Source organism: Streptomyces anulatus (assembly GCF_014650675.1).
Classification (GTDB): Bacteria; Actinomycetota; Actinomycetes; order Streptomycetales; family Streptomycetaceae; genus Streptomyces; species Streptomyces anulatus.
Genome location: NZ_BMVK01000009.1, coordinates 153,621 through 173,909 on the forward strand (window position 1 = coordinate 153,621; position 20,289 = coordinate 173,909).

The following is a 20,289-nucleotide window of genomic DNA, read 5'->3' on the forward strand; positions in this document are numbered from 1 at the left end:
CCTTGCCCGCGTTTGCAGATAACCCGCGCGTGCAATTATTGTTGACGCCAGTAAACGTCGTACGCCAGAGATTCCGGCGAGCGACGCGCACGAGGCACACCGCTGCACCGCTCTACCGGAAGGCCGTCACATGTCCACCGTTCCCACCGTCACGCTCAACAACGGCGTGACCATTCCCCAGCTCGGCTTCGGCGTCTTCCAGGTGCCCGACGACGAGACCACCGCGGCCGTCTCCGCCGCGCTGGAGGCCGGCTACCGGTCCATCGACACCGCGGCGATCTACGGCAACGAGATCGGCGTGGGCCGGGCGCTGGCCGCCTCCGGGATCCCCCGCGAGGAGCTGTTCGTCACCACGAAGCTGTGGAACGCCGACCAGGGCTACGACGCCACGCTCGCCGCCTTCGACGCGAGCCTGGCCAAGCTCGGCCTCGACCACGTCGACCTCTACCTGATCCACTGGCCGACGCCCGCCCACGACCTGTACCCGGAGTCCTGGCGCGCCCTGGAGAAGCTGGCCGCCGACGGCCGGATCCGCGCGGCCGGGGTCTCCAACTTCCAGCCCGCGCATCTGAGCCGGCTGCTGGAGACGGGCACGCTGGTCCCCGCCGTCAACCAGGTCGAACTGCACCCGGGCCTTCAGCAGGCCGAGCTGCGCGCCTTCCACGCCGAGCACGGCATCGCCACCGAGGCCTGGAGCCCGCTGGCCCAGGGCGCGCTGCTCAAGGAGGAGGCGCTGGTCTCCATCGCCGAGCGGCACGGCAAGTCCCCGGCCCAGGTGGTGCTGCGCTGGCACCTCCAGCTCGGCAACGTCGTCATCCCCAAGTCGGTCACGCCCGAGCGGATCCGGCAGAACATCGACGTCTTCGACTTCGCGCTGTCGGCCGCGGACATGGACGCCGTCGCCGCTCTGGACCGGGGCATGCGCACCGGCCCGGACCCCGACACCCTCAACTGATCCGGTTCACCGGTCAGCGTCCGCGGCGGTAGCTGCTGCCGTCCCGGGGCCGGACCAGCAGCCCCGCCACGACGAGGTAGCGGCGCAGTGCGGAGCAGTCCTCGTGGACGGTGAGCAGCGCCTCGTTCACCTCGCGCTCGGAGTACGAGCGCTCCCGCTCGAACAGCGTGTCGGCGAGGTGCACCAGCAACTGCTCCCGCCGGGCCTCCTTGCGTGGGATCGCGACCAGGCGGCCGTGCGAGAAGAGCGCCTCGACCCGGTGGGTGCGAGGGGTCTGCGGCGGCGACGCAAGGGTCTCTTGTTCAGCGGGCATGGCCGGAAGCGTCGCAGGCATCCGGAGGACGGGCAACGCCTTTTCGGCGCTGCCCGTCCTCGCGTTGACAGACGCGTACCGCCCGGGTTGTGATGGTGCACGTGCAGCGTGACGTCGGCCAAAGAGATCTGGGCCGGCCGGCGGTCAAGCCAGCACCCTCTTCCCAGGGATGACGCCATGAGTCCACTCATCGCCCCCTGCCTCTGAGCACCTCAGCCTCCGAACGCTTCGCCGCGGACACCCCGCGACGCCGGGCTTCGCCTGCCCGCATTCTTCCGGGAGACCCAGAACCTCCATGCCCCATGCCTTCCAGCAGTCCGTCATCACCGAGTTCCGCGCCAACGCGGGGAAGGTCGGCGGCCCCTTCGAGGGCGCCGACCTCCTCCTGCTCACCACCACCGGCGCCCGCTCCGAGAAGCCGCACACCACACCCCTCGGATACGTACGCGACGGCCGCCGGCTCCTCGTCGTCGCCTCCAACCTGGGCGCACCGCACCACCCCGACTGGTACCGCAATCTCCTCGCCCGTCCCACCGTGCGGGTGGAGCTCGGGGACGAGGAGTTCGATTCCCTCGCCGTACCGGCCGAAGGGGCCCGGCGCGACGAACTCTTCGCCCGCGTCGTCGCCGAAGCGCCCGGGTACGCGGAGTACCAGGACGCCACCGACCGGCTGCTGCCGGTCGTGGTCCTGGAACTCCCCGACCCCGACGCGACGGTTCCCGCGATCGCCTCGCTCGCCGACAAGCTGGTGGAGGTGCACACCTGGCTGCGCGGCCAGTTGCTCCACGTGGGCGCCGAGACGGAGGCGTACTTCGCCGCGCGGGCTTCCCACCCGGGCGGGGGCGAACCGCCCGCACCCGGCCTCGGGCTCCAGATCCGGCAGCGCTGCCTGGCGTTCTGCCAGGCGCTGGAGTTCCACCACACGGCCGAGGACGGCCATATGTTCCCCACGATGGAGGGCTACCACCCGCATCTGACGGACGTCTTCGACCGCTTGCGGGAGGAGCACCTCGGCATCGGGGCCGTACAGGCGGCGCTCGCCGCCCTGCTGGCCGATGTCACCATCGCGGAGCCGGACCGCTTCCGCGCCGAACTGGCCCGGATGACCGAGGAGCTGACCGCCCACCTCGACTACGAGGAGGAGCACATCCTGCCCCTGCTGGCCGATGTGCCCTGGCCCCCGGCGCCGCCCGCCTCCTGAGGCCGGGGTGGCTCAGCTCTCCGGGAGGAGCTTCTTCGACTCCAGGTAGGTGCGCGCGACGTCCTCGGGCAGTCTGCGCCAGCTGTCGACCTGTTCGTTCATCGACGCCAGGTCGGCGGTGGTCAGCACGGTGTTGAGCCGGCCGAGGGCGTCGCGCACCCCGGCGCTCCCGGCACGGGCGCGGTTGACGACGGGGACGACGTAGTCCGCGTTCTGGAGCTTCTTGTCGTCCTCCAGCAGGACAAGACCGAACTGGTCCAGGGTGGCGTCGGTCGTGGTGGTCAGGACCATCTGGTCCTGACCGCTCTGCACCGCCTGCTTCGCCGGGGTGGTGCCGACGCCCTTCGGGTCGACGGCGACGACGTCGATGCCGTACGTCTCGCGCAGCCCGGGGGCGCAGTAGGGCCGTTGTACGCATTCGTCGCCCGCCGCCAGCCGTACGGGCAGCTTCGCCGCGCCGACGTCGCTGAGGGTCCTGAGCCCGTGCTTCTTCGCGTAGGCGGCGGTGACGGCGAAGGCGTTCTGGTCGACGGCCCGGCCGGGGTCGAGCACGGTCAGGCCGCGTGGGGCGGCGAGCGCGCGGAGCGCCTCCATGGTGGCGGTCCGGTCGGGCGACCCGACGGGGGGCGCATCAGCTCCGTTGGCCTTGGCGTTCAGCCAGTCGGCGAAGGTCGCCGCGTACTCCGCCACGACATCGATCTGGCCGTTCTCCAGGGCGGGTTCGTAGATCTCCCGGTTGGTCACGGAGATGATGTCGGCGGAGTACCCGGCGTGCTCCAGGAGCAGGGCGTACATCTGGGCCAGCAGGTCGCTCTCGGTGAATCCGGCGGATCCGACGGTGAGTTCCCTGCTGTCGCCGGGCGGTGCGGTGACCTCGCCCCGGTTCTCCAGCGTCGGGCCGGTGGTGCAGGCGGTGGCGGCGAGGAGGGCCAGCGCGGCCAGGGCCCGGCGGGCGCGGCTCATGCGGCCTCCCGTCCACGCCGGGGGGCGAGACGCTGCCCGGCCTCGAAGAGGCTCTCGACGAGGAGGGCGAAGGCGGCCACCAGGATCGCACCGGCCACCACCTGCGGGGTGGAGGCGAGGTTGAAGCCCGCGGTGATGATCCGGCCCAGGCCCCCGCCGCCGGCCAGCGCCGCGAGGGTGGCGGTGGCCACCAGCTGGACGGCGGCGATCCGCACACCGGTGAGGATCAGCGGCAGGGCGAGCGGAAGCTCCACGCCCAGCAGCAGCTGGCGGCCGGTCATGCCCATCCCCCGGGCGGCCCGGACGACGTCCCGGTCGACCTCGCGCATCCCGACGTAGGCGTTGGTGAGGAGCGGCGGCACGGCGAACAGGACGAGCGCGATGATCGTCGACCACTGGCCGTAGGTGCCGATGGGGGTGAGCAGCAGCAGGACCAGCACGGCGAAGGTGGGCACGGCCCGGCCGATGTTGGAGAGGTTGACGGCGAGTGCGCCGCCCTTGCCGAGGTGGCCGAGGACGAGGGCGACGGGCAGCGCGATCAGACAGCTGATGAGCAGACAGACAGCGGTGAGGAAGAGGTGTTCGCCGAGCCGGTTCCAGACCCCGTCGGGGCCGGACCAGTGGGCGGCGGTGGTGAGCCAGGTCCAGGTGTCGGCGAGGGTGTTCACACCTGCCTCCGCTTGCTGAGGGCGTTCACGCCTGCCCCACCCTGCCCGGTGTTCACGCCTGCCTCCGGGTCCAGGGGGTCAGCAGCCGTCCCGCGCCCAGGAGCAGCAGGTCGGCGGCGACGGCGATGACGACGCACAGCACGGAGGCGGTGAGCACCTGGGCCTTGAAGTAGGTGTTCATGCCGGAGTAGATGAGGTTGCCGAGTCCGCCGTGGCCGACGATCGCCCCGACGGTGACCAGGGAGACCGCGGAGACGGTGGCGATGCGCAGCCCGGCCATCGCGGCGGGCAGCGCGAGCGGGAGCTCCACGGCGAGCAGCAGGCGCAGTGGCCCGTATCCCATGCCGCGTGCGGCCTGCCGGGTCTCCTCGGGGACGGCCCGGAGCCCGGCCAGGATGTTGCGGACGAGCAGCGTCAGGGAGTAGAGGACGAGCCCCGCGACCACCAGCGCGGCGGAGAGTCCGTACAGCGGCAGCAGCAGCGAGAACATCGCCAGCGACGGGATCGTGTACAGGATCGTCGTCAGACCGAGCACCGGGCCGGCCGCCCAGCGCCACCGGCGGGCGGCGAGCGCCAGGGGAACCGCGAGCAGGAGGGCGACGGCCACCGAGGCGGCGGTCAGCTGGAGGTGTTGCAGCACCGCGTCCACCAGGATCTCGCGGCGGCTGGAGAGGTAGGCCCCGCAGATCCACTCGTTACGGGCGAGGCAGTCGTCCGGGGGCGCCGTCACCCGTCCATTCGAGCGCGGCGGGGAACCCGTCGCGCGTCGGGGTCCGCCGTTCGGGGGGTTTGAGCGACTGCTCAACCCTCTCTGGTAGCGTCCTGGCGAACGGAGAGGGTTGAGCAGTCGCTCAAACCCCTCGTGGCCGACCCGGGGGCACACATGGGCCTGTACATAGAGGCGTTGATCCGCACGGATCCGGAGCGCCTGTGGCAGCGGACGCAGGAGCCCGCCCAGCATCAGCGATGGGATCTGCGCTTCACCGAGATCAGTCACCTGCCCGGTCCGGCGGGTTCCGCCCAGCGGTTCCGGTACGCGACCCGGGTGCTGCCCTTCCTGACGGTCGCCGGGACCGGGACGAGCGCGGGCGAACGGCACCGGGAGGACGGCGAGCGGGTCTCCGCGCTGCGCTTCGCCTCCTCGGAGAAGCTGTCGCCGCTGTCCGAGGGCAGCGGCTACTGGCGCTACGTTCCCACCGCCGACGGCATCCGCTTCCTGACCGGTTACGACTACCGGACCCGGTGGGGCCGTTTCGGCGCGGTCGCGGACCGGTTTGTCTTCCGGCCGCTGATGGGCTGGGCGACCGCCTGGTCCTTCGACCGGCTGCGGCTGTGGTGCGAGCGTGACATCAGCCCGGCCCGGTCGCTGACGCACGCTCTGGCGGAGGTCCTGGCACGGATCCTGGTCGTGGCGGTGGCCCTCCCCTTCGGCCCGGCGGCCGTACTGCCCGCTGCCCTGGCCGCACTGTTGGTACCCCCGTCCCCGTTCACGCCCGCCGCCCGGCGCTGCCTGCGCACACCGCCCGGCCGGTCGGCCGCCGCCCCGTCCCTCCTCGCCCGGCTGGAGCGCCCGTGACCTCGATCTTCGCCCGTGCGATGGGAGACGACTTCGAGCGGCTCCACCCCCAGCTGCGCCGACGCTTCTCGGTCGGCCTGGAGAGCGGGGAGGCGTGCGTCGGGCGCGGCTCCATGGACCGGATCTGGCACGGCCGGGCGTTCGTGAAACCGTTCCTCGCGCTCGGCGCGACGCGCAACATCCTGGTGCCCAGGACCGGCCGCGACGTCCCGTTCACCATCGAGAACGTGCCGTACACCGACGGCCACGGCCGGGAGACCGTGACGTTCGTCCGGACGTTCGCCCTGCCGGGCGGTCCGCGCCGCTTCGACGCCACGATGGTGCACAGCCCCGAGCGGTCCTGCGTACTGGACTACCTGGGCACCCACCAGCACCTGGCCACCGACCTGCGGCTCACCGCGGAGCCCGACGGTTCCCTGCTCATCCGCTCCGGAGAGCACCGCTTCCGCGAGGGGCCCGTCGACCTGCGGGTCCCCCGGCTGATCGGGGGCGACGCCGAGGTCCGCGAGTCCTTCGATGACGCCACGGGCCGCTTCCGCATCCGGGTCGCGGTGACCAACCGCCGCTTCGGCCCGCTGTTCGGGTACGAGGGAACGTTCCGCGCCCGCTATGTCGACGCCCTGCGCCACGGCGTACGGGCGGGCCTGCGCCCGGTCCGCGAAGAGGCGCGGGCGTGACGGGGAGCGCGGCGGGGGCGGACACCCGGACGAAGCTGCTGGAGGGCGCGCTGCGCACCCTCGCCGAACAGGGGATCGCCAAGACGTCGGCCCGCTCGGTGGCGGCCTCGGCCGGGGTCAACCAGGCGCTGGTCTTCTATCACTTCGGCTCGGTCGACGAGCTGCTGGCGGCGGCCTGCCGGCACGGCGCGGAGCAACGGGTGGCCCGGCACCGCGACCGGCTCGCCGCCGTGACGACCCTCGCCGAGCTGCTGAAGTGTGGGCGTGAGCTGCACGAGGAGGAGCGGGCGGGCGGCCATGTCGCCTTTCTCGCGCAGGTGCTCGCGGGAGCACAGACCCAGCCCCGGCTGGCGCCCGCGACCGCGGCCGGGCTCGACCTGTGGACCGCCGAGATCGAGAAGGTCCTGGTGCGGGTCCTGGCGGACTCGCCGCTGGGCGAGTTCACCGACCCGGTGGGACTGGCGCGCGCCGTGACCGGGGCGTTCGTGGGCCTGGAGCTGTACGAGGGCGTCGACCCCGCGGGGGCCGGTCGCGCCTTCGACGCGCTGGAGCAGCTCGCCGGGCTGGCCGGGGTGCTGGACGAGCTCGGCCCGGTGGCCCGGCGTGCGGTGCGCCATCGGCTGCGGCGCACGGGGAGGGCGTAGGAGGCGTCCGGCTGCGGGAATGCGGAACGACCTGGGTTTCCCGAGCAACCCTCTTCGCCCGGCTGCCGTCTTGATCGATGACAGGACGGTTCGCCGCGTGTGACGTGCGGCGTCCAACCCCCACAAGATCCGGGCCTGCACGACCGCCGGACTATACCCTTCGCGTATACACGAAGGGTATAGTCACGCCGGTCCGGGCCCGGCACCGCGCGGAAGGCCCCCATGCAGACCAAGGCACTGGCGCCCGAGTACCAGGGAGCGCTCACCAAGATGTCGGTGAACGCCTCGCTCACCGACGTACTGGCCGAGGGAGTACGCCACCTGAGGCAGGCCGAGCTCTCCGGATCGCAGGAGGAGGTGGCGCGTTCGGGCCTCGCCGTGGCCGAGGCACACCGCAGGCTCGGGCAGGTCGCGGAGGCCGACCGGGCCTGGAAGGCCAGCTATCGGGCCGCCCGGACGGCCGGGAACACCGGGGCGATGGCATGGGCGCTGTGGAGCGGAGGCACGCTGGCGCGCCAACGCGGTTCGCTGCGCCTCGCGTTCAGGCTGCTCGGCCTCGCCGCGGAGCTGGGGAAGCGGGGCGGCGACGTGGTCGCCCGCGGTTATTCGCTGGCCGGCCTCGCCGAGACCGGACGGATCCAGGGCGACTACGCGACCGTCGCGACGCTGCACGAACAGCTGCTGGCCGAGGCCCGTGCGCGGGGCGAGGCCCGGCATACCGTCTGGGCGCTGGAGGGCATCGCGCAGATCCACCGCAACACCGGTTCGCTGGACACCGCGTTGGAGATGTTCGAGGAGGCGGCGGTCCTGGCGGGCGACGCGGACGACCGGCGGGGCCGGGCCTGGGCACTGCGCGGCATCGCCGACATCGTCTCCCTCCGGGACGGGGCGACCGCTCGCGCACTGGACCTGCTCTCCGAGGCGGAGGTCACCTGCCGCGAGATGAACCTTTCCAGCGCCCTGGCGTACAACCACAAGATGCGGGCCAACGTGCTCTTCCGCGCCGGGCGGTACGAGGAGGCGCGCGAGGTCTACGAGCAGGCGCTCGGCGAGTTCCGCGCGATGGACGAGCCGAGGGGCGAGGCGCTGGCCTCGCTCGGCCTGGTCAAGGCGCGGGCCCGGCTCGGCCGGGACCGTGACGCCAGCGCATCCGACCTGGACGAACTGCGCGGCAGGCTGAGCCGGATCGGGCTGCTCAACGCCCAGGAGATGGTCGAGAAGGCGTACGCCGAACTCGGCGTGGAACCGGCCGCCCAGGGCGAGAGGGACGGCCGCCGATGACGCTTTCCACGACCAGCCGGGCGAGCGCGCCGCAGATACTGGACCGGTGCCGCGAGCTCGTGCGCCCGGCCCTGGTGGAGTCGGTGGGACGGCTGCATCCCTGGCACGCGGAGACGGCGGCCTTCTCGCTGGGCTGGAGCGGGACCGGCGGCGAGCCGGCGCCCGGATCGCAGGGCAAGGGGGTCCGCCAGGCGCTCGCGGTGCTCGGCGCGGAGGCGGCGGGCGGCAGCGGGGCGGACGCGGTGCTCGGCGCGGTGGCCGTCGAGCTGATCCACACCTTCTCCCTCATCCACGACGACATCATGGACGGCGACGAGACCCGTCGTCGCCGGCCGACGCTGTGGAAGGCGTACGGCACGGGCCCGGCGGTCCTCGCGGGGGACGCGCTGTTCGCACTGGCCGTCTCCACGCTGGCGGAGGCTCCGGGGCCGGGCGGCGCGGCGGCGGTCCGGCAACTGGCTGGCGCGCTGGGCGATCTGGTGAACGGTCAGGCGCAGGACCTGCTCTTCGAGTCCCGGCCGTGGACCGGGCCCGGGGCGGTCCTGCCGCACGAGTACCGGTCGATGGCCACCCACAAGACGGGCTCCCTGCTCGGTTGCGCCGCCGCCCTGGGCGCGGTGCTGGCGGGTGCCCCGGCGAGCACCGTCGAGGCGCTGGACCTGGCGGGGCGGCATGTGGGGGTGGCGTTCCAGGCGGTGGACGACCTGCTCGGGATCTGGGGTGATCCGCAGGTGACCGGCAAGCCGGTGCACAGCGATCTGCGGCGGCTCAAGAAGACGTACCCGGTGCTCGCGGCCCTGTCCGCCGATCATCCGGCGGCCCGGCGCCTCGAAGCGCTGCTCACCTCCGCCGGACCGCTCGACGACCTGACGGCGCGCCGCGCGGCCGAGCTGATCGACGAGGCCGGCGGCCGGCGGGCCGCGGTCGCCGAGGCGCACGAACACCTGGACGCGGCCCGCGACTGCCTGGACCGGGTGCCGCTGGCGGAGGGCGCACGCGGGGATCTGCTCACGCTGATCCCGTACCTCGTGGACCGCACCGGCTGACCCGTGGCCGCCCGCCGGAAACCGGCGGGCGGCCACGGTCCTCGGTACGGCACGATGGGCTCCGGCCGGGCGTTCGGCCGTGCACCCGCCGCCACGACGTGAGGACTCCCCCGGCATGACCACCCTCCCCGCCCCGGTCACGGCACTGCTCGTCGTCGACGTCCAGTCAGCCTTCGTCGCGGGTGAGGCCGCCGTTCCCGACGCGACGCGGCTGCTGGACCGGGTGACGAAGCTGATCGGGCGGGCCAGGGAGGCCGGAGCGCTCGTCGTCCACCTGCAGAACGACGGCCCGGCCGGCGAGCCCGACGAGCCGGGGACGCCCGGGTGGGAGCTGCACCTGCCCGTGCGCACCGGGCCGGCCGAGACGGTGATCCGCAAGAGCGAGGACGACGGTTTCGAGGGGACGTCGCTGGAGGCCGAGCTGACGGCGGCGGGCGTCCGGGCGCTCGCCGTGTGCGGGGTGATGTCGGAGATGTGCGTGCTCGCCACCGCCCGCCGGGCCCTGGAGCTGGACTACCGGGTCGTCCTGCCCCACGACGCCCACGCCACGTACGACATTCCGGCCGCGCCGGACATCAGTGACGTGGTGCCGGCGGCGATGGCGTCACGGGTCGCGGAATGGGCTCTGGGAGACGAGGTGGAAATCGTGGCGCGCGCCGGGAACGTCTCTTTCGCCACTCCGTCCGCCACCACGAGAACGGCGTAGTCGGCCGATAGATGGTGCCGCCATCCGGTGCGGCGATCGGCCGAGTACGTCAGGCCGGAAAACGGCTGACGATATAAGCGGCCGGATTGGCCGGGACAGGCACGGAACACCTCGGCCTTTCCGTACAGGGGCGCTCGGCAAGCCCTTTCACCTGCTGCTCGTCAAGGGCCGACGGGTCATGCGGCGATATGCCGCGCGGCCACTCGAACGGCCCTCCGTCACGCGTCATCCCCCTGTGGTCGTATGAGCGAGTCACGCGCACGATTTCGCCACAACTCTGCCAAAGTGCACTTCGGCTTTACTCACCGGATTGAGCGAAGAGAGCCGTGCGTGCTGCACATGCGTCGTACTGAAGAAAGCCAATTGACGGTCCTTCATTTGGTTCAGCCCGTGGACGGCGGAGTGGCCCGGGTCGTCACCGATCTCGTCAGGGCCCAGGCCGGGTCCGGGCTGCGGCCCGTGGTGGCCTGCCCGCCCGGCAGCCCGCTCGCCCTCGGGGCGGCGGCCGCGGGCGCGGAGGTCCACGACTGGTCCGTCACCCGTGCCCCCGGGCCCCGGCTGGCCGGTGAGGTGGCCGCCGCGCGCCGGATCGTCCGCGCGAGCCGCCCGCACGTGGTGCACGCCCACAGCGCCAAGGCGGGGCTCGCCGGCCGGATCGCGGTACGCGGCCGGGTGCCCACCGTGTTCCAGCCGCACGCCTGGTCGTTCGAGGCCGTCGGCGGACGCACCGCGGAACTCGCGCTCGGTTGGGAGCGGTTCGGCGCGCGCTGGGCCGATCACATCCTGTGCGTCAGCGAGTCCGAACGCCGCACCGGGCAGGAGGCGGGCATCGCCGCCCGCTGGTCGGTCATCCACAACGGCATCGACCTCGACCGTTTCCGCCCCGGCGGCAGCGGGGACCGGGCGGAGGCCCGCGCCTCGCTGCCCTTACTGGAGGGCGTCGGCCGGGATGCTCCGCTGGTCGTCTGCGTCGGCCGGCTGACCCGGCAGAAGGGACAGGACGTACTGCTGCGGGCCTGGCGCCGGATGCCGGACGCCGGGGCCCGGCTGGTCCTGGTGGGCGACGGGCCCGACCGGGACGGGCTGGAGGAAGCGGCCCCGCCGGGCGTGCTGTTCACCGGATCCTGCGAGGACGTGCGGCCGTGGATCCGCGCGGCGGACGTCCTCGTGCTGCCCTCCCGCTGGGAGGGCATGGCGCTGGCCCCGCTGGAGGCGATGGCATGCGGGCGCCCCGTCGTGGTGACCGACGTGAACGGGGCGCGGGAGAGCCTGCCGCCCGGCCACGAGGACCACTGCCTGGTGCCGCCGGAGGATCCGGCGGCCCTGGCCGCGGCGCTGACCGCCCTGCTCACCGACCCGGAACTGCGCGAGGCGCTGTCCCTCCGGGCCCTGCGCCACACCCGCGCGTCCTTCGACGTCCGACGGACCGCGGAGGCGGTTGCCGGTCTCTACCAGGAACTGGTCGGCATGTCCGGCCCCACGACGAGGAAGCGCACCGAGCGATGACGATGGAGAGTGCACCGGTACCCGGCGCTGGACAGGCAACAGCCGTGCAGGCTCACACGGTTCATCCGCCGCGAAGAAGCGGCGGCGGCGCGCGGGCGCAGCCCGGCGAGCGCCGGACCGTCCGCTACGGCCGTCTCGCGCCGCTCCTGTGCGTGGACGCCCTGGCCCCGGCCGTGACGTTCGCCCTGGTCGTCCCGGTCCCGTGGCCCTGGCTGCTGGTGGCCGTCCAGGCGGTGGCTCAGGTGCTGCTCTTCGCCCGGCGCGGCCTGCACCGGATGCGCCTGTCCCCCTCGGTCCTCTCCGAACTCCCCGCCCTCCTCGGCCTCACCCTCCTCCAGTGGTACGTGACCATGGAGGTGCTCGTCGTCTGGGCCCCGCAGCAGGCGATCGGCTGGTCGGTGCTCGCGTACGGGGCCGCCACGCAGACCGTGCTGACCTGCGCGGGACGCGCGGCCGTGTACCGGGCGCGGCGGCGGGCCGCCCTCCGCCGCCCGCTGTCCACGCTGATCGTGGGCCAGGGGTCACTGGCCCGCCAGGTGACGGCCGCCCTGTACGACCACCCCGCCTACGGGCTGCGCCCGGTCGGTCTGGTCGCCGCCCCGGCGTCCGGGGACGAGAAGCAGCCGACGGGTTCCGACAGCGTGCCGCTGCCGGTCCTGGCCTCACCCCAGGAGGTGGGGCGGGCCGTCGTGCAGAACAGCGTGCGGCACGTGGTGTTCACGGCCCCGCCCGAGGCCACTCCGGACGGCGCCGCCCTCTTCACCCTGCTCGCCGGACACGGCTGCCGGGTGTGGCTGGTCACCGGTCCCGGCGCCGTCGCGGGGCTTCCGGTGGAGGGCCGCCCCGATCATCTGTGGGGCTTCACCGTCCAGCCGCTGCGCGACGGGACGAACCGTCCCTTCGGCCAGGGGGTGAAGCGGGCGATGGACGCCGTCCTGGCCACGGCCGGGCTGCTGCTGGCGGCCCCGGTGATGGCGGCCTGCGCGCTGGCCGTGCGGCTCTCCGACGGGCCGGGCGTGATCTTCCGCCAGGAACGCGTCGGCCGGCACGGACGCCCCTTCGTGCTGCTGAAGTTCCGTACGCTGCGGCCCGCCGACGTCCAGGAGTCGGCCACCCGCTGGAACGTCGCATCCGACGGGCGGATGAGCCGGGTCGGCCGCATGCTGCGCCGGACCTCCCTCGACGAGCTGCCGCAGCTGTGGAACGTCCTGCGCGGCGATATGAGCATGGTCGGCCCGCGCCCCGAACGGCCCTTCTTCGTGGCGCAGTTCAGCCGTGCCCATCCCGGCTATCAGGCCCGCCACCGGTTGCCCGTGGGCATCACGGGTCTGGCCCAGGTGAACGGGTTGCGCGGCGACACCTCGATCGAGGAGCGGGCCCGCTTCGACAACCGCTACATCGAGACCTGGTCGCTGTGGCAGGACGCGTGCGTGCTCGCGCGGACCGCGGGTTCCCTGTTCCGGCTCGGAGGCAGCTGATCATGGCCGCTGTGCTGACCCCGCCCGCGCCGTCGACGTCGGCCGGGCCCCGCGCCGTCTCCCGTCCCCCGTGGGGCGGTTGGCGGAGCCGTTGGCCGCTGCTGCCGCTCGTCGCGACCGTTCTGCTGCCCGCCCTGCCCCACGGGGCCTCGGGCGGGGGCGGCGGCCCGGCCGACGTGGCATCCGGCGTCGCGGTGCTGGTGTGCGTGGGGCGGCTGCTGTATCTGCGGCGGCGTCCGCTGAGCGCCACCGCCGCACTGGTCCTGGGCCTGCCGGTCGTGGGCTTCGCGCTGGCCACGGTCACCGCGGCGGACCCGGCGGCGGCCCTGCCGGGGCTCGTCCGCTATCTCCAGGTCTTCGTCCTCGTACCGATCGCCGTGTGTCTGCTGCTCCGGGACGCCCACGGGTTCCGGATCGTCGCCGGCTCGCTCGTCGTCCTGGCGGTCGTCCAGGGCGTCACGGGCGTCCACCAGTACGTCACCGGGACCGGCGCCTCCTACATGGGCGAGGACATCCGGGCGGTCGGCACGTTCGGGCCCAGCGACATCATGGGGATGGCGACCGTCGTCGCCTACGGGCTGCTCGCCGCCGCGGCCTGCGCCCTGCGTACGCCGAGGAACGCCCCGGCCTGGCTGCGGCCGTGCGCCGCCGTCCTGGCCGTCGCGCTGATCGTGCCCCTGACGCTGTCGTTCAGCCGGGGCGTGTGGATCGCCACGGCCGCCGCGGTCCTCGTCGTCCTGGCGCTGACCGGGCGGCGGCAGGCACTGACGTCGCTGGCCGTGCTGGGCGCGGCCGGGGTGGTTGTGGTCGGCGGGTTCGGCATCGGCTCCGAGATGATCGCGGACCGGGCCGCCAGCGTGACCCGGGTGACCAGCACCCCCGACCGGTCAGTCAGCGACCGCTACGCGATGTGGAGCGCGGCGGGCGCGATGTGGCGGGAGCGGCCGGCCGCCGGGGTCGGCCTCAAGGGCTTCCCCGCACACCGTGACGGGCACGCCTCCATCGGGCTCTCCTCCGGCAGCGACACGGCCGGGGCGGGCCAGGAGTTCCGCCGTCAGGCGCTCCTCTCCCCGCACAACATGTATCTCCTCGTCCTCAGCGAGCAGGGCCTCATCGGTCTGACCGCGCTCCTCGGCAGCTGGGCGGCGATCCTGGCGGGCGCGGTCCGCCGACTGTGCGTCGCCCGCTCGCGCGGACACGTGGCCGTGGACTGCGGGCTGGCGGCGGTGGCCCTGATGACCTGGCAGAGCGTCAACTTCCTGTACGCGGACATCGGCGGGCCCACCACGGTGCTGAGCGGGGTCGTGCTGGGGCTGGCCGCCTGGTGGGCGCTGTCCGGGCCGGACCGGGTGAGCGCCGCATGAGCGACACCGGTACGGGGACGGAGACCGGGGCACGCCCGGCGGGCGTGGCAGCCGCCCCGCCGCTGCTCCCGGCCCCCGGGCCGGAGCCCGAAGGTCTCCTCTCCCCCGGTGTCGCGCCGGGGACGTCGAGCGGTGAGGCGCCCCGGCTCGGGTCCTTCCTCGCCCGCGCGGCGGCGGGGACGGCGGTGCTGACCGTGGTGGCCGCCGTCCTCGGTCTGGTGCGGGACCAGGCCATCGCCCGGTACTTCGGGGCGAGCGACGCGAGCGACGCCTTCCTGATCGCCTGGACCGTGCCCGAGATGGCGGCGACGCTGCTGATCGAGGACGGGATGGCGCTCCTCCTGGTCCCCGCGTTCAGTCTCGCCCTGACCCGACGGGCGGCGGCCGGGGAAGCTCCCGGTTCCGACCCCGTACGGGATCTGGTGGCGACGACGCTCCCCCGCCTGTTCCTCCTGCTCGCCGGCGGCGCGGCGCTGCTGATCGCGGGGGCCCCGTGGGTCGTGGGCGTGCTGGCCCCGGGCCTCGCCGATCCGCGGCTCGCGGTGGACTGCACCCGGCTGACCTCGGTCACCGTCCTCACCTTCGGGATCACCGGGTACTTCAGCGCCGCGCTGCGCGCGCACCGCAGCTTCCTGCCGCCCGCCGGGGTCTATGTCGCGTACAACCTCGGCATCATCGGGATGACGCTGGCCCTGCACGCGGTGTGGGGCGTGCGGGCCGCGGCGGTGGGGGTCGCGGTCGGCAGCGTGCTGATGATCCTGACCCAACTGCCGGTGTTCCTGCGGCTGGTGCCGCTCGCGCGGCCCCGGCTGCCGCGGTTCGGGCGGCCGGGCCGTCGGGCCGCGCGGACCGCTCCGCCGCTGGGCTTCGCGGTGCTGGCCCCGGTGGTCCTGTTCGTGGTGAGCCGTCAGTCCCAGGTGCTGGTCGAGCGGTTCCTGGCCTCCACGCTGCCGGCGGGCGCGATCTCGCATCTGAACTACGCGCAGAAGGTCGCGCAGATGCCGATGGTGCTGTCGCTGATGATCTGCACGGTGACCTTCCCCGTCGTCGCGCAGGCCATGGCCGCGGGCGACCGGGAGAAGGCCCGGCTGCGGGTCGAACGGGACCTGGGGCTGGCCGGGACGGTGGTGCTGCTCGGTACGGCGGTCGTCCTCGGCTACGCGCCCCAGATCATCGAGGTGCTCTTCCAGCGCGGCGCGTTCGACGCCGCCGACACCGCGTCCACCGCCCAGGTCATGCGGGTGTACGCGCTGGGGCTGCTCGGGCACTGTCTGGTCGGCGCGCTGAGCCGGCCGTTCTTCTCGTCCGGGCGGCCGACCTGGTTCCCGGCGTTCGCCATGGGCACCGGGCTGCTGGTCACGATGGGGGCCGGGTACGCCCTGACGTACCGCTTCGGCGTGGACGGCATCGCGACCGCCAACGCGATCGGGATCAGCACGACGGCGTTGCTGCTCCTCATGGGCCTGGGCACCCGGGTGGTGCCGATCCGGACGCGGGCCGTCGCGCTCTCGCTGGGCCGGCTCACCGGGGCGTCGCTGGTGGCGGGCGTGGCCGGCTGGGCGTGCGCTCCCCTCGTCCCCGATCCGGTGCTGAGCCTGGCCGCCGGGTGTCTCCTCGTCCCCTCCGCGTTCTTCCTGACCGGGCTCGCCCTGCGCTCGCCCGAGGTCGTATCCCTGCTGGCACTCACCCGACGGAGGTTCCTTGATGGCCGCTGATCCCTCGGCCCGTTGCGCCGACGCTCCCTCGTCCCGGCTCCGCCCGCACACCCGCCGTCAGCCGTGGATCCTCACGTATCACTCGGTGACGGACCCGAGCGACGATCCGTACGGCATCACCGTCTCGCCCGGGCGCCTCGACGAGCAGCTGTCCTGGCTGCGCAGCCGGCGGCTGACCGGGGTGGGAGTGTCCGAGCTGCTGGCCGCGGAAGACGCGGGGCGGCGCGGGCTGGTCGGGCTGACCTTCGACGACGGGTACGCGGACTTCCTCGACGAGGCGCTGCCGGTGCTGCGCAAGCACGGCTTCCGGGCGACGGTCTTCGTCCTGCCGGGCCGGCCGGGCGGCGTCAACGCGTGGGATCCGCTCGGCCCGCGCAAGCCGCTGCTCACCCACGACGAGGTCCGGCAGGTCGCCGCCGCGGGCATGGAGGTCGGTTCGCACGGTCTGTACCACCGGGATCTGACGGCTCTTCCGGACGAGGAGCTGCGCCGGGAGACCGCCCGCAGCCGGGAGCTGATCGGCGACCTCACCGGGTCGCTCCCGGAGGGCTTCTGCTACCCGTACGGCATCCTCGACCGCCGGGTCACCCGGGCCGCTCGCTCGGCGGGCTACGGCTACGCGTGCGCGCTGGCTCCCGGCCCGCTGCTCAGCCGGTTCGCGCTGCCCCGCACCCACATCAGCCAGGCGGACCGGGGGGTCCGCCTGTGGGCGAAGGACCTGCGGCACGGCCTGCGCCAGGTGGCGGTGCCCGGTGCGGGCTCCCGGGCCGCCGGGCCGGTGCGGACGGGCGGCCCGCGGTGAGGGCGCTGCACGTCATCACCGGGCTCGGGGTCGGCGGCGCCGAGCGGCAGTTGCGGCTGCTGCTGCGTCATCTGCCGGTGGAGTGCGATGTCGTGACGCTCACCAACCCGGGGGCGGTGGCCGAGGAGCTGCGGTCCGACGGGATCCGGGTGACCCACCTCGGAATGCGCGGCAACCGTGACCTGTCGGCCGTCGGAAAGCTGGCGCGGCTGATCCGGGACGGCCGCTACGACGTGGTCCACACTCATCTGTACCGGGCCTGTGTGTACGGCAGGATCGCGGCCCGCCTCGCGGGGACCCGGGCCACCGTCGCGACCGAGCACTCCCTGGGGCGTGCCGAGATAGAGGGCCGCCCGCTCACCCGGGGCATCCGTGCCCTCTACCTCACCACCGAACGCCTGGGCGCGGCGACCGTCGCCGTCTCCTCCACCGTGGCCGGCCGGCTGCGGGACTGGGGGGTGCCGGCCGACCGGATCCGGCTGGTGCCGAACGGCATCGACGCGGACCGGTTCCGCTTCGACGCTGAGCGCCGGGCGTCCGTACGGGCGGAACTGGCCATCCCCGACGCGGCGTTCGTCGTCGGCGGGGTCGGGCGGCTGGTGCCGGGCAAGCGGTTCGACGTGCTGATCCGCGCGGTGGCCGCCCTTCCGGAGGCCCGTCTGCTGCTGGCCGGGGACGGCCCGGAGGCCGGGGCGCTGCGGGCGCTGGCCCTGCGCCTCGGGGCGGTGGACCGGATCCGGTTCCTCGGGGAGTGCGACGAGCACGGGGACGGCCCGGTCCCGGGTGTTCCGGCGCTGCTGAGCGCCGTGGACGCCTTTGTCTCCACGTCCCGCGAGGAGTCCTTCGGTCTCGCCGCCGTGGAGGCGCTCGCCGCCGGACTGCCCGTGTTCCACGACGCCTGCCCGGCCATCGACGACCTGCCCGCCGCCCACGCCCCCGCGGCCACCCGGATCGCCGGAAGCCCCGAGGAGCTGACGGCCCGGCTGCGGCAGCGGATACAGGCCGGAGCGGACCGGCGGCCGCCGCCCCGGGCCGTCGGCCATTACGACATCAGGCGCAGCAGTGAGCGCCTGATGGACGTGTACGCGTACGCCCTCGACACCGCCCCACCGAACCGGAGAGCCCATTCATGACCGACTCACCCGAGCAGCAGCGACATGTCGTCGTCCGTCGGCTGCGCACCGCCATCGCCCGGCTGCCGCACTGGTGGCCGCTCCCCGTCTCCGTGCTGATCGGCACCGCGTCCGGACTCTCGTACAGTGCGCTCGCCGCGGACCGGTACGAGGCCACCAGCTATGCGATGGCGGTCGCGGAGGCGGAGACGGACCCCTCGGCGGCCCTGGGGTACGCCCAGTCGTACGGGCGGCTGACGACGAGCGACGCGACGCTCTCGTACGCCCAGGGCGCGGCGGGCGAGCCGATGCGCGAACTGCGGTCCCACGTCCGGTCGGAGACCTCTCCCGACTCGCCGATGATCGCGGTGACGGGTACGTCCGAGGACCGGCACAAGGCGGCCGACATCGCCAACGCGGTCATCGAGGCGGTCATCGTGAGCAGCGGCCATGTCTCCAAGGACACCGGGGTGAAGCTGATCAAGTTCACCCATGCGATGACGCCGGACCAGCCGGTCTCGCCGTCCGTGCCGCTGGGCGCCGCCGTGGGGGCCGCAGCGGGCGGACTGCTGGGCGGCCTGGTCTTGCTGGTGCGGCCGCGCCGGGCGGGCCGGCCCGTCTCGGCGCAGGTTCCCGGTCCGACGGCCGGGGGCGGCACCGTCGCCCAGGAAGACCGGGAGCTCGTCCGATGACGGGGCAGCGGGCGGGCGGCCTCGTCGTGACCCTGTGCCGGGACTTCGGGGAGTTCGGCGCGCTCGCCGGGGAGTGGGACGCGCTGCACCGCCGCTGCGCCACCGCGACCCCGTTCCAGAGCCACGCCTGGCTGCACTCGTGGTGGATCTCCTACGGCCAGGAGGGCCGGCTGCGGGTGCTGCTGGTCCGCCGGGCGGGGCGGCTGATCGGGGCGGCGCCGCTGATGCTGGTGCACCGTCCGATGCCGCTGCTCGTCCCGATGGGCGGGGCGATCTCCGACTTCTTCGACATCCTGCTGGACGAGGAGGAGGCCGGGTACGCGGTGGGGGCGCTGGGGCGCGGTCTGGACCGGGCGGCCCGGCACACCGTGGTGGACCTGCGGGAGGTCAGGCCCGACGCGTCGGCGCAGTTGCTGTTCGGGCGGTGGGCCGGGGCCCGGAGCCGGCTCACGGACTCGACGTGCATGGAGATGCCGGCCGAGCCGCTGGGCGACGTCGTGGCGCGGCTGACGGGCTCGCGGGGTCAGCGGCTGCGCTCCAAGCTGCGCAAGGTCGACGCCCTGGGCATCGAGGCGCACCGGATCCCGCGGGACGGGGTGCCCGCCGCGATCGGCACGCTGCTGCGGCTGCACGAGCGGCAGTGGGAGGGCCGGGCGGTCAACCCCGAGCATCTCCGGGCCCGGTTCTCGGACCATCTGATCCGGTCGGTGGGGCGGATGGTGGGGGACGGCACGGCGGCCATGACCGAGTTCCGGCTGAACGGCGAGGTGGTGGCGTCGAACCTGTCGTTGCAGTCCGGGCTGCTGACGGGCGGCTATCTGTACGGCGCGGATCCGGCGCTGCGCGAGCGGAAGGTCGATGTGTCGACGATGCTGCTCCGCGAGGTCGCCCAGCAGGCCTCGGACAGCGGGCGCGAGGTGCTGAGCCTGCTGCGCGGCGTGGAGCGGTACAAGAACCACTGGGGGCCGGTGCCGGTGGTCAATCAGCGGCTGCTGCTGGCCCGGCCGGGGCTGGAGCCGCTGCTGCGGCTGCGCGAGTCGCAGGTGGCCGTACGGGAGCGGGCGGTGGAGACCGTGAAGACGCGGTTCCCGGCGGCGCGGGACTGGCACGAGCGGTTGACGGGGCTGCCGGTGATCGGGCGCTGACGCGCCGGGCGTACGCCGGACAGCGGCGTCGGAGATATCACCTATGAGCTGATCCGTTACCGTCCGGCCTCTCCCGCGTTGTCAGGGGGTGCGGGCCTCGCGTCCGCAGCACACCCCTTCTTTACAAGGAGTTCTGAATGTCTCGTATGACGAAGGTTGCCGCTGTCATGGCCGGCACCGGCGCCCTGATCGCCGGCGGCGCCGGCATGGCGTCCGCGGACGCCGGTGCGCAGGGCCTCGCCGCGGCCTCCCCCGGCGTCCTTTCGGGCAACGCCGTCCAGGTCCCCGTGCACGTGCCGGTGAACCTCTGCGGCAACACGATCAACGTGATCGGCCTGCTGAACCCGGCCTTCGGCAACACCTGCGTCAACGCCGACGCGGGCCACCACGACAACGGGGGCTACGGCTACGGCCGCTGATCTCCCGCAGTCCGGGAACGGCCGGC

21 protein-coding genes are annotated in these 20,289 nt (G+C 73.6%); 17 read left to right on the plus strand and 4 right to left on the minus strand.

All coding sequences use genetic code 11. From position 1 onward, the window contains the following. The first annotated feature begins 130 nt into the window (after positions 1-130). Positions 131-955, plus strand: coding sequence for an aldo/keto reductase (locus tag IE272_RS22840; RefSeq protein WP_190007737.1), 825 nt, complete (start codon positions 131-133; stop codon positions 953-955). 13 nt (positions 956-968) lie between these two features. Here the strand turns inward: IE272_RS22840 and IE272_RS22845 are convergent, their stop codons facing one another. After that, the gene (locus IE272_RS22845; protein WP_050362803.1) at positions 969-1,268 is read right to left on the minus strand and encodes a DUF2087 domain-containing protein; all 300 of its coding nucleotides are present in this window, start codon (positions 1,266-1,268) and stop codon (positions 969-971) included. Positions 1,269-1,563: 295 nt separating this feature from the next. On the opposite strand from IE272_RS22845, the gene IE272_RS22850 reads away from it, so the two are divergent. Beyond that, the gene (locus IE272_RS22850) at positions 1,564-2,469 is read left to right on the plus strand and encodes a nitroreductase/quinone reductase family protein (protein WP_190007739.1); all 906 of its coding nucleotides are present in this window, start codon (positions 1,564-1,566) and stop codon (positions 2,467-2,469) included. Between the two features lie 12 nt (positions 2,470-2,481). Here the strand turns inward: IE272_RS22850 and IE272_RS22855 are convergent, their stop codons facing one another. The 3 genes from IE272_RS22855 to IE272_RS22865 are packed head-to-tail and all read right to left on the minus strand — an operon-like array spanning position 2,482 to position 4,830. Then, complete coding sequence (locus IE272_RS22855) at positions 2,482-3,432, minus strand: ABC transporter substrate-binding protein (protein WP_057667548.1); 951 nt, start codon at positions 3,430-3,432, stop codon at positions 2,482-2,484. Then, positions 3,429-4,100 (minus strand): ABC transporter permease, encoded by a 672-nt coding sequence (locus tag IE272_RS22860; protein ID WP_056704723.1) that lies wholly within the window; start codon positions 4,098-4,100, stop codon positions 3,429-3,431. Before IE272_RS22860 ends, IE272_RS22855 begins: the two co-directional genes overlap by 4 nt. A gap of 52 nt (positions 4,101-4,152) precedes the next feature. Continuing rightward, positions 4,153-4,830: an ABC transporter permease gene (locus IE272_RS22865; protein WP_050362799.1), complete on the minus strand. Its 678-nt coding sequence runs from the start codon at positions 4,828-4,830 to the stop codon at positions 4,153-4,155. A gap of 153 nt (positions 4,831-4,983) precedes the next feature. Between IE272_RS22865 and IE272_RS22870 the strand changes: the two genes are divergently transcribed. From IE272_RS22870 to IE272_RS22940, 15 genes are all read left to right on the plus strand, one after another. Continuing rightward, a complete protein-coding gene (locus IE272_RS22870) occupies positions 4,984-5,676 on the plus strand; it encodes a hypothetical protein (RefSeq protein ID WP_190007741.1) in 693 nt (230 codons plus the stop codon). Then, positions 5,673-6,353: a DUF4166 domain-containing protein gene (locus tag IE272_RS22875; RefSeq protein ID WP_073742305.1), complete on the plus strand. Its 681-nt coding sequence runs from the start codon at positions 5,673-5,675 to the stop codon at positions 6,351-6,353. Before IE272_RS22870 ends, IE272_RS22875 begins: the two co-directional genes overlap by 4 nt. Then, positions 6,350-6,997, plus strand: coding sequence for a TetR/AcrR family transcriptional regulator (locus tag IE272_RS22880; protein WP_050362797.1), 648 nt, complete (start codon positions 6,350-6,352; stop codon positions 6,995-6,997). Before IE272_RS22875 ends, IE272_RS22880 begins: the two co-directional genes overlap by 4 nt. A 222-nt stretch (positions 6,998-7,219) precedes the next feature. After that, complete coding sequence (locus IE272_RS22885; protein ID WP_190007743.1) at positions 7,220-8,278, plus strand: tetratricopeptide repeat protein; 1,059 nt, start codon at positions 7,220-7,222, stop codon at positions 8,276-8,278. Then, positions 8,275-9,324 (plus strand): polyprenyl synthetase family protein, encoded by a 1,050-nt coding sequence (locus IE272_RS22890; protein WP_098892977.1) that lies wholly within the window; start codon positions 8,275-8,277, stop codon positions 9,322-9,324. Before IE272_RS22885 ends, IE272_RS22890 begins: the two co-directional genes overlap by 4 nt. Positions 9,325-9,439: 115 nt before the next feature. Then, complete coding sequence (locus IE272_RS22895; protein ID WP_056704730.1) at positions 9,440-10,030, plus strand: cysteine hydrolase family protein; 591 nt, start codon at positions 9,440-9,442, stop codon at positions 10,028-10,030. Between the two features lie 330 nt (positions 10,031-10,360). Next, a complete protein-coding gene (locus IE272_RS22900) occupies positions 10,361-11,536 on the plus strand; it encodes a glycosyltransferase (protein WP_078961504.1) in 1,176 nt (391 codons plus the stop codon). A 152-nt stretch (positions 11,537-11,688) separates the two neighbouring features. Continuing rightward, positions 11,689-13,014, plus strand: a complete 1,326-nt coding sequence (locus IE272_RS22905) for an exopolysaccharide biosynthesis polyprenyl glycosylphosphotransferase (protein WP_079045466.1) — start codon at positions 11,689-11,691, stop codon at positions 13,012-13,014. Between the two features lie 2 nt (positions 13,015-13,016). Then, the gene (locus tag IE272_RS22910) at positions 13,017-14,378 is read left to right on the plus strand and encodes an O-antigen ligase family protein (protein ID WP_190007745.1); all 1,362 of its coding nucleotides are present in this window, start codon (positions 13,017-13,019) and stop codon (positions 14,376-14,378) included. Further along, positions 14,375-16,093: a murein biosynthesis integral membrane protein MurJ gene (gene murJ, locus IE272_RS22915; RefSeq protein ID WP_050363199.1), complete on the plus strand. Its 1,719-nt coding sequence runs from the start codon at positions 14,375-14,377 to the stop codon at positions 16,091-16,093. Before IE272_RS22910 ends, murJ begins: the two co-directional genes overlap by 4 nt. Beyond that, positions 16,083-16,895, plus strand: a complete 813-nt coding sequence (locus IE272_RS22920) for a polysaccharide deacetylase family protein (protein ID WP_050362791.1) — start codon at positions 16,083-16,085, stop codon at positions 16,893-16,895. Before murJ ends, IE272_RS22920 begins: the two co-directional genes overlap by 11 nt. Further along, positions 16,892-18,028 (plus strand): glycosyltransferase, encoded by a 1,137-nt coding sequence (locus tag IE272_RS22925; protein ID WP_057667533.1) that lies wholly within the window; start codon positions 16,892-16,894, stop codon positions 18,026-18,028. The genes IE272_RS22920 and IE272_RS22925 overlap by 4 nt, the downstream gene beginning before the upstream one ends. Further along, entirely contained in the window at positions 18,025-18,699 is a 675-nt protein-coding gene (locus IE272_RS22930; RefSeq protein ID WP_050362789.1) for a YveK family protein, read from the plus strand. Before IE272_RS22925 ends, IE272_RS22930 begins: the two co-directional genes overlap by 4 nt. Next, positions 18,696-19,844 (plus strand): GNAT family N-acetyltransferase, encoded by a 1,149-nt coding sequence (locus IE272_RS22935; protein ID WP_050362788.1) that lies wholly within the window; start codon positions 18,696-18,698, stop codon positions 19,842-19,844. Before IE272_RS22930 ends, IE272_RS22935 begins: the two co-directional genes overlap by 4 nt. Positions 19,845-19,981: 137 nt before the next feature. Then, positions 19,982-20,263 carry a chaplin gene (locus IE272_RS22940; protein ID WP_050362787.1) on the plus strand — a complete coding sequence of 94 codons (282 nt, stop codon included), beginning with the start codon at positions 19,982-19,984 and terminating at the stop codon, positions 20,261-20,263. Positions 20,264-20,289 lie beyond the last annotated feature (26 nt).

What these genes read in the sequence shown, in the direction of transcription:
- IE272_RS22845 (WP_050362803.1), bottom strand. Translation starts at nt 1,268, where the DNA reads ATGCCCGCTGAACAAGAGACCCTTGCGTCGCCGCCGCAGACCCCTCGC.
- IE272_RS22840 (WP_190007737.1), top strand. Translation starts at nt 131, where the DNA reads ATGTCCACCGTTCCCACCGTCACGCTCAACAACGGCGTGACCATTCCC.
- IE272_RS22920 (WP_050362791.1), top strand. Translation starts at nt 16,083, where the DNA reads ATGGCCGCTGATCCCTCGGCCCGTTGCGCCGACGCTCCCTCGTCCCGG.
- murJ (WP_050363199.1), top strand. Translation starts at nt 14,375, where the DNA reads ATGAGCGACACCGGTACGGGGACGGAGACCGGGGCACGCCCGGCGGGC.
- IE272_RS22940 (WP_050362787.1), top strand. Translation starts at nt 19,982, where the DNA reads ATGTCTCGTATGACGAAGGTTGCCGCTGTCATGGCCGGCACCGGCGCC.
- IE272_RS22885 (WP_190007743.1), top strand. Translation starts at nt 7,220, where the DNA reads ATGCAGACCAAGGCACTGGCGCCCGAGTACCAGGGAGCGCTCACCAAG.
- IE272_RS22895 (WP_056704730.1), top strand. Translation starts at nt 9,440, where the DNA reads ATGACCACCCTCCCCGCCCCGGTCACGGCACTGCTCGTCGTCGACGTC.
- IE272_RS22870 (WP_190007741.1), top strand. Translation starts at nt 4,984, where the DNA reads ATGGGCCTGTACATAGAGGCGTTGATCCGCACGGATCCGGAGCGCCTG.
- IE272_RS22855 (WP_057667548.1), bottom strand. Translation starts at nt 3,432, where the DNA reads ATGAGCCGCGCCCGCCGGGCCCTGGCCGCGCTGGCCCTCCTCGCCGCC.
- IE272_RS22890 (WP_098892977.1), top strand. Translation starts at nt 8,275, where the DNA reads ATGACGCTTTCCACGACCAGCCGGGCGAGCGCGCCGCAGATACTGGAC.
- IE272_RS22850 (WP_190007739.1), top strand. Translation starts at nt 1,564, where the DNA reads ATGCCCCATGCCTTCCAGCAGTCCGTCATCACCGAGTTCCGCGCCAAC.
- IE272_RS22910 (WP_190007745.1), top strand. Translation starts at nt 13,017, where the DNA reads ATGGCCGCTGTGCTGACCCCGCCCGCGCCGTCGACGTCGGCCGGGCCC.
- IE272_RS22935 (WP_050362788.1), top strand. Translation starts at nt 18,696, where the DNA reads ATGACGGGGCAGCGGGCGGGCGGCCTCGTCGTGACCCTGTGCCGGGAC.
- IE272_RS22930 (WP_050362789.1), top strand. Translation starts at nt 18,025, where the DNA reads ATGACCGACTCACCCGAGCAGCAGCGACATGTCGTCGTCCGTCGGCTG.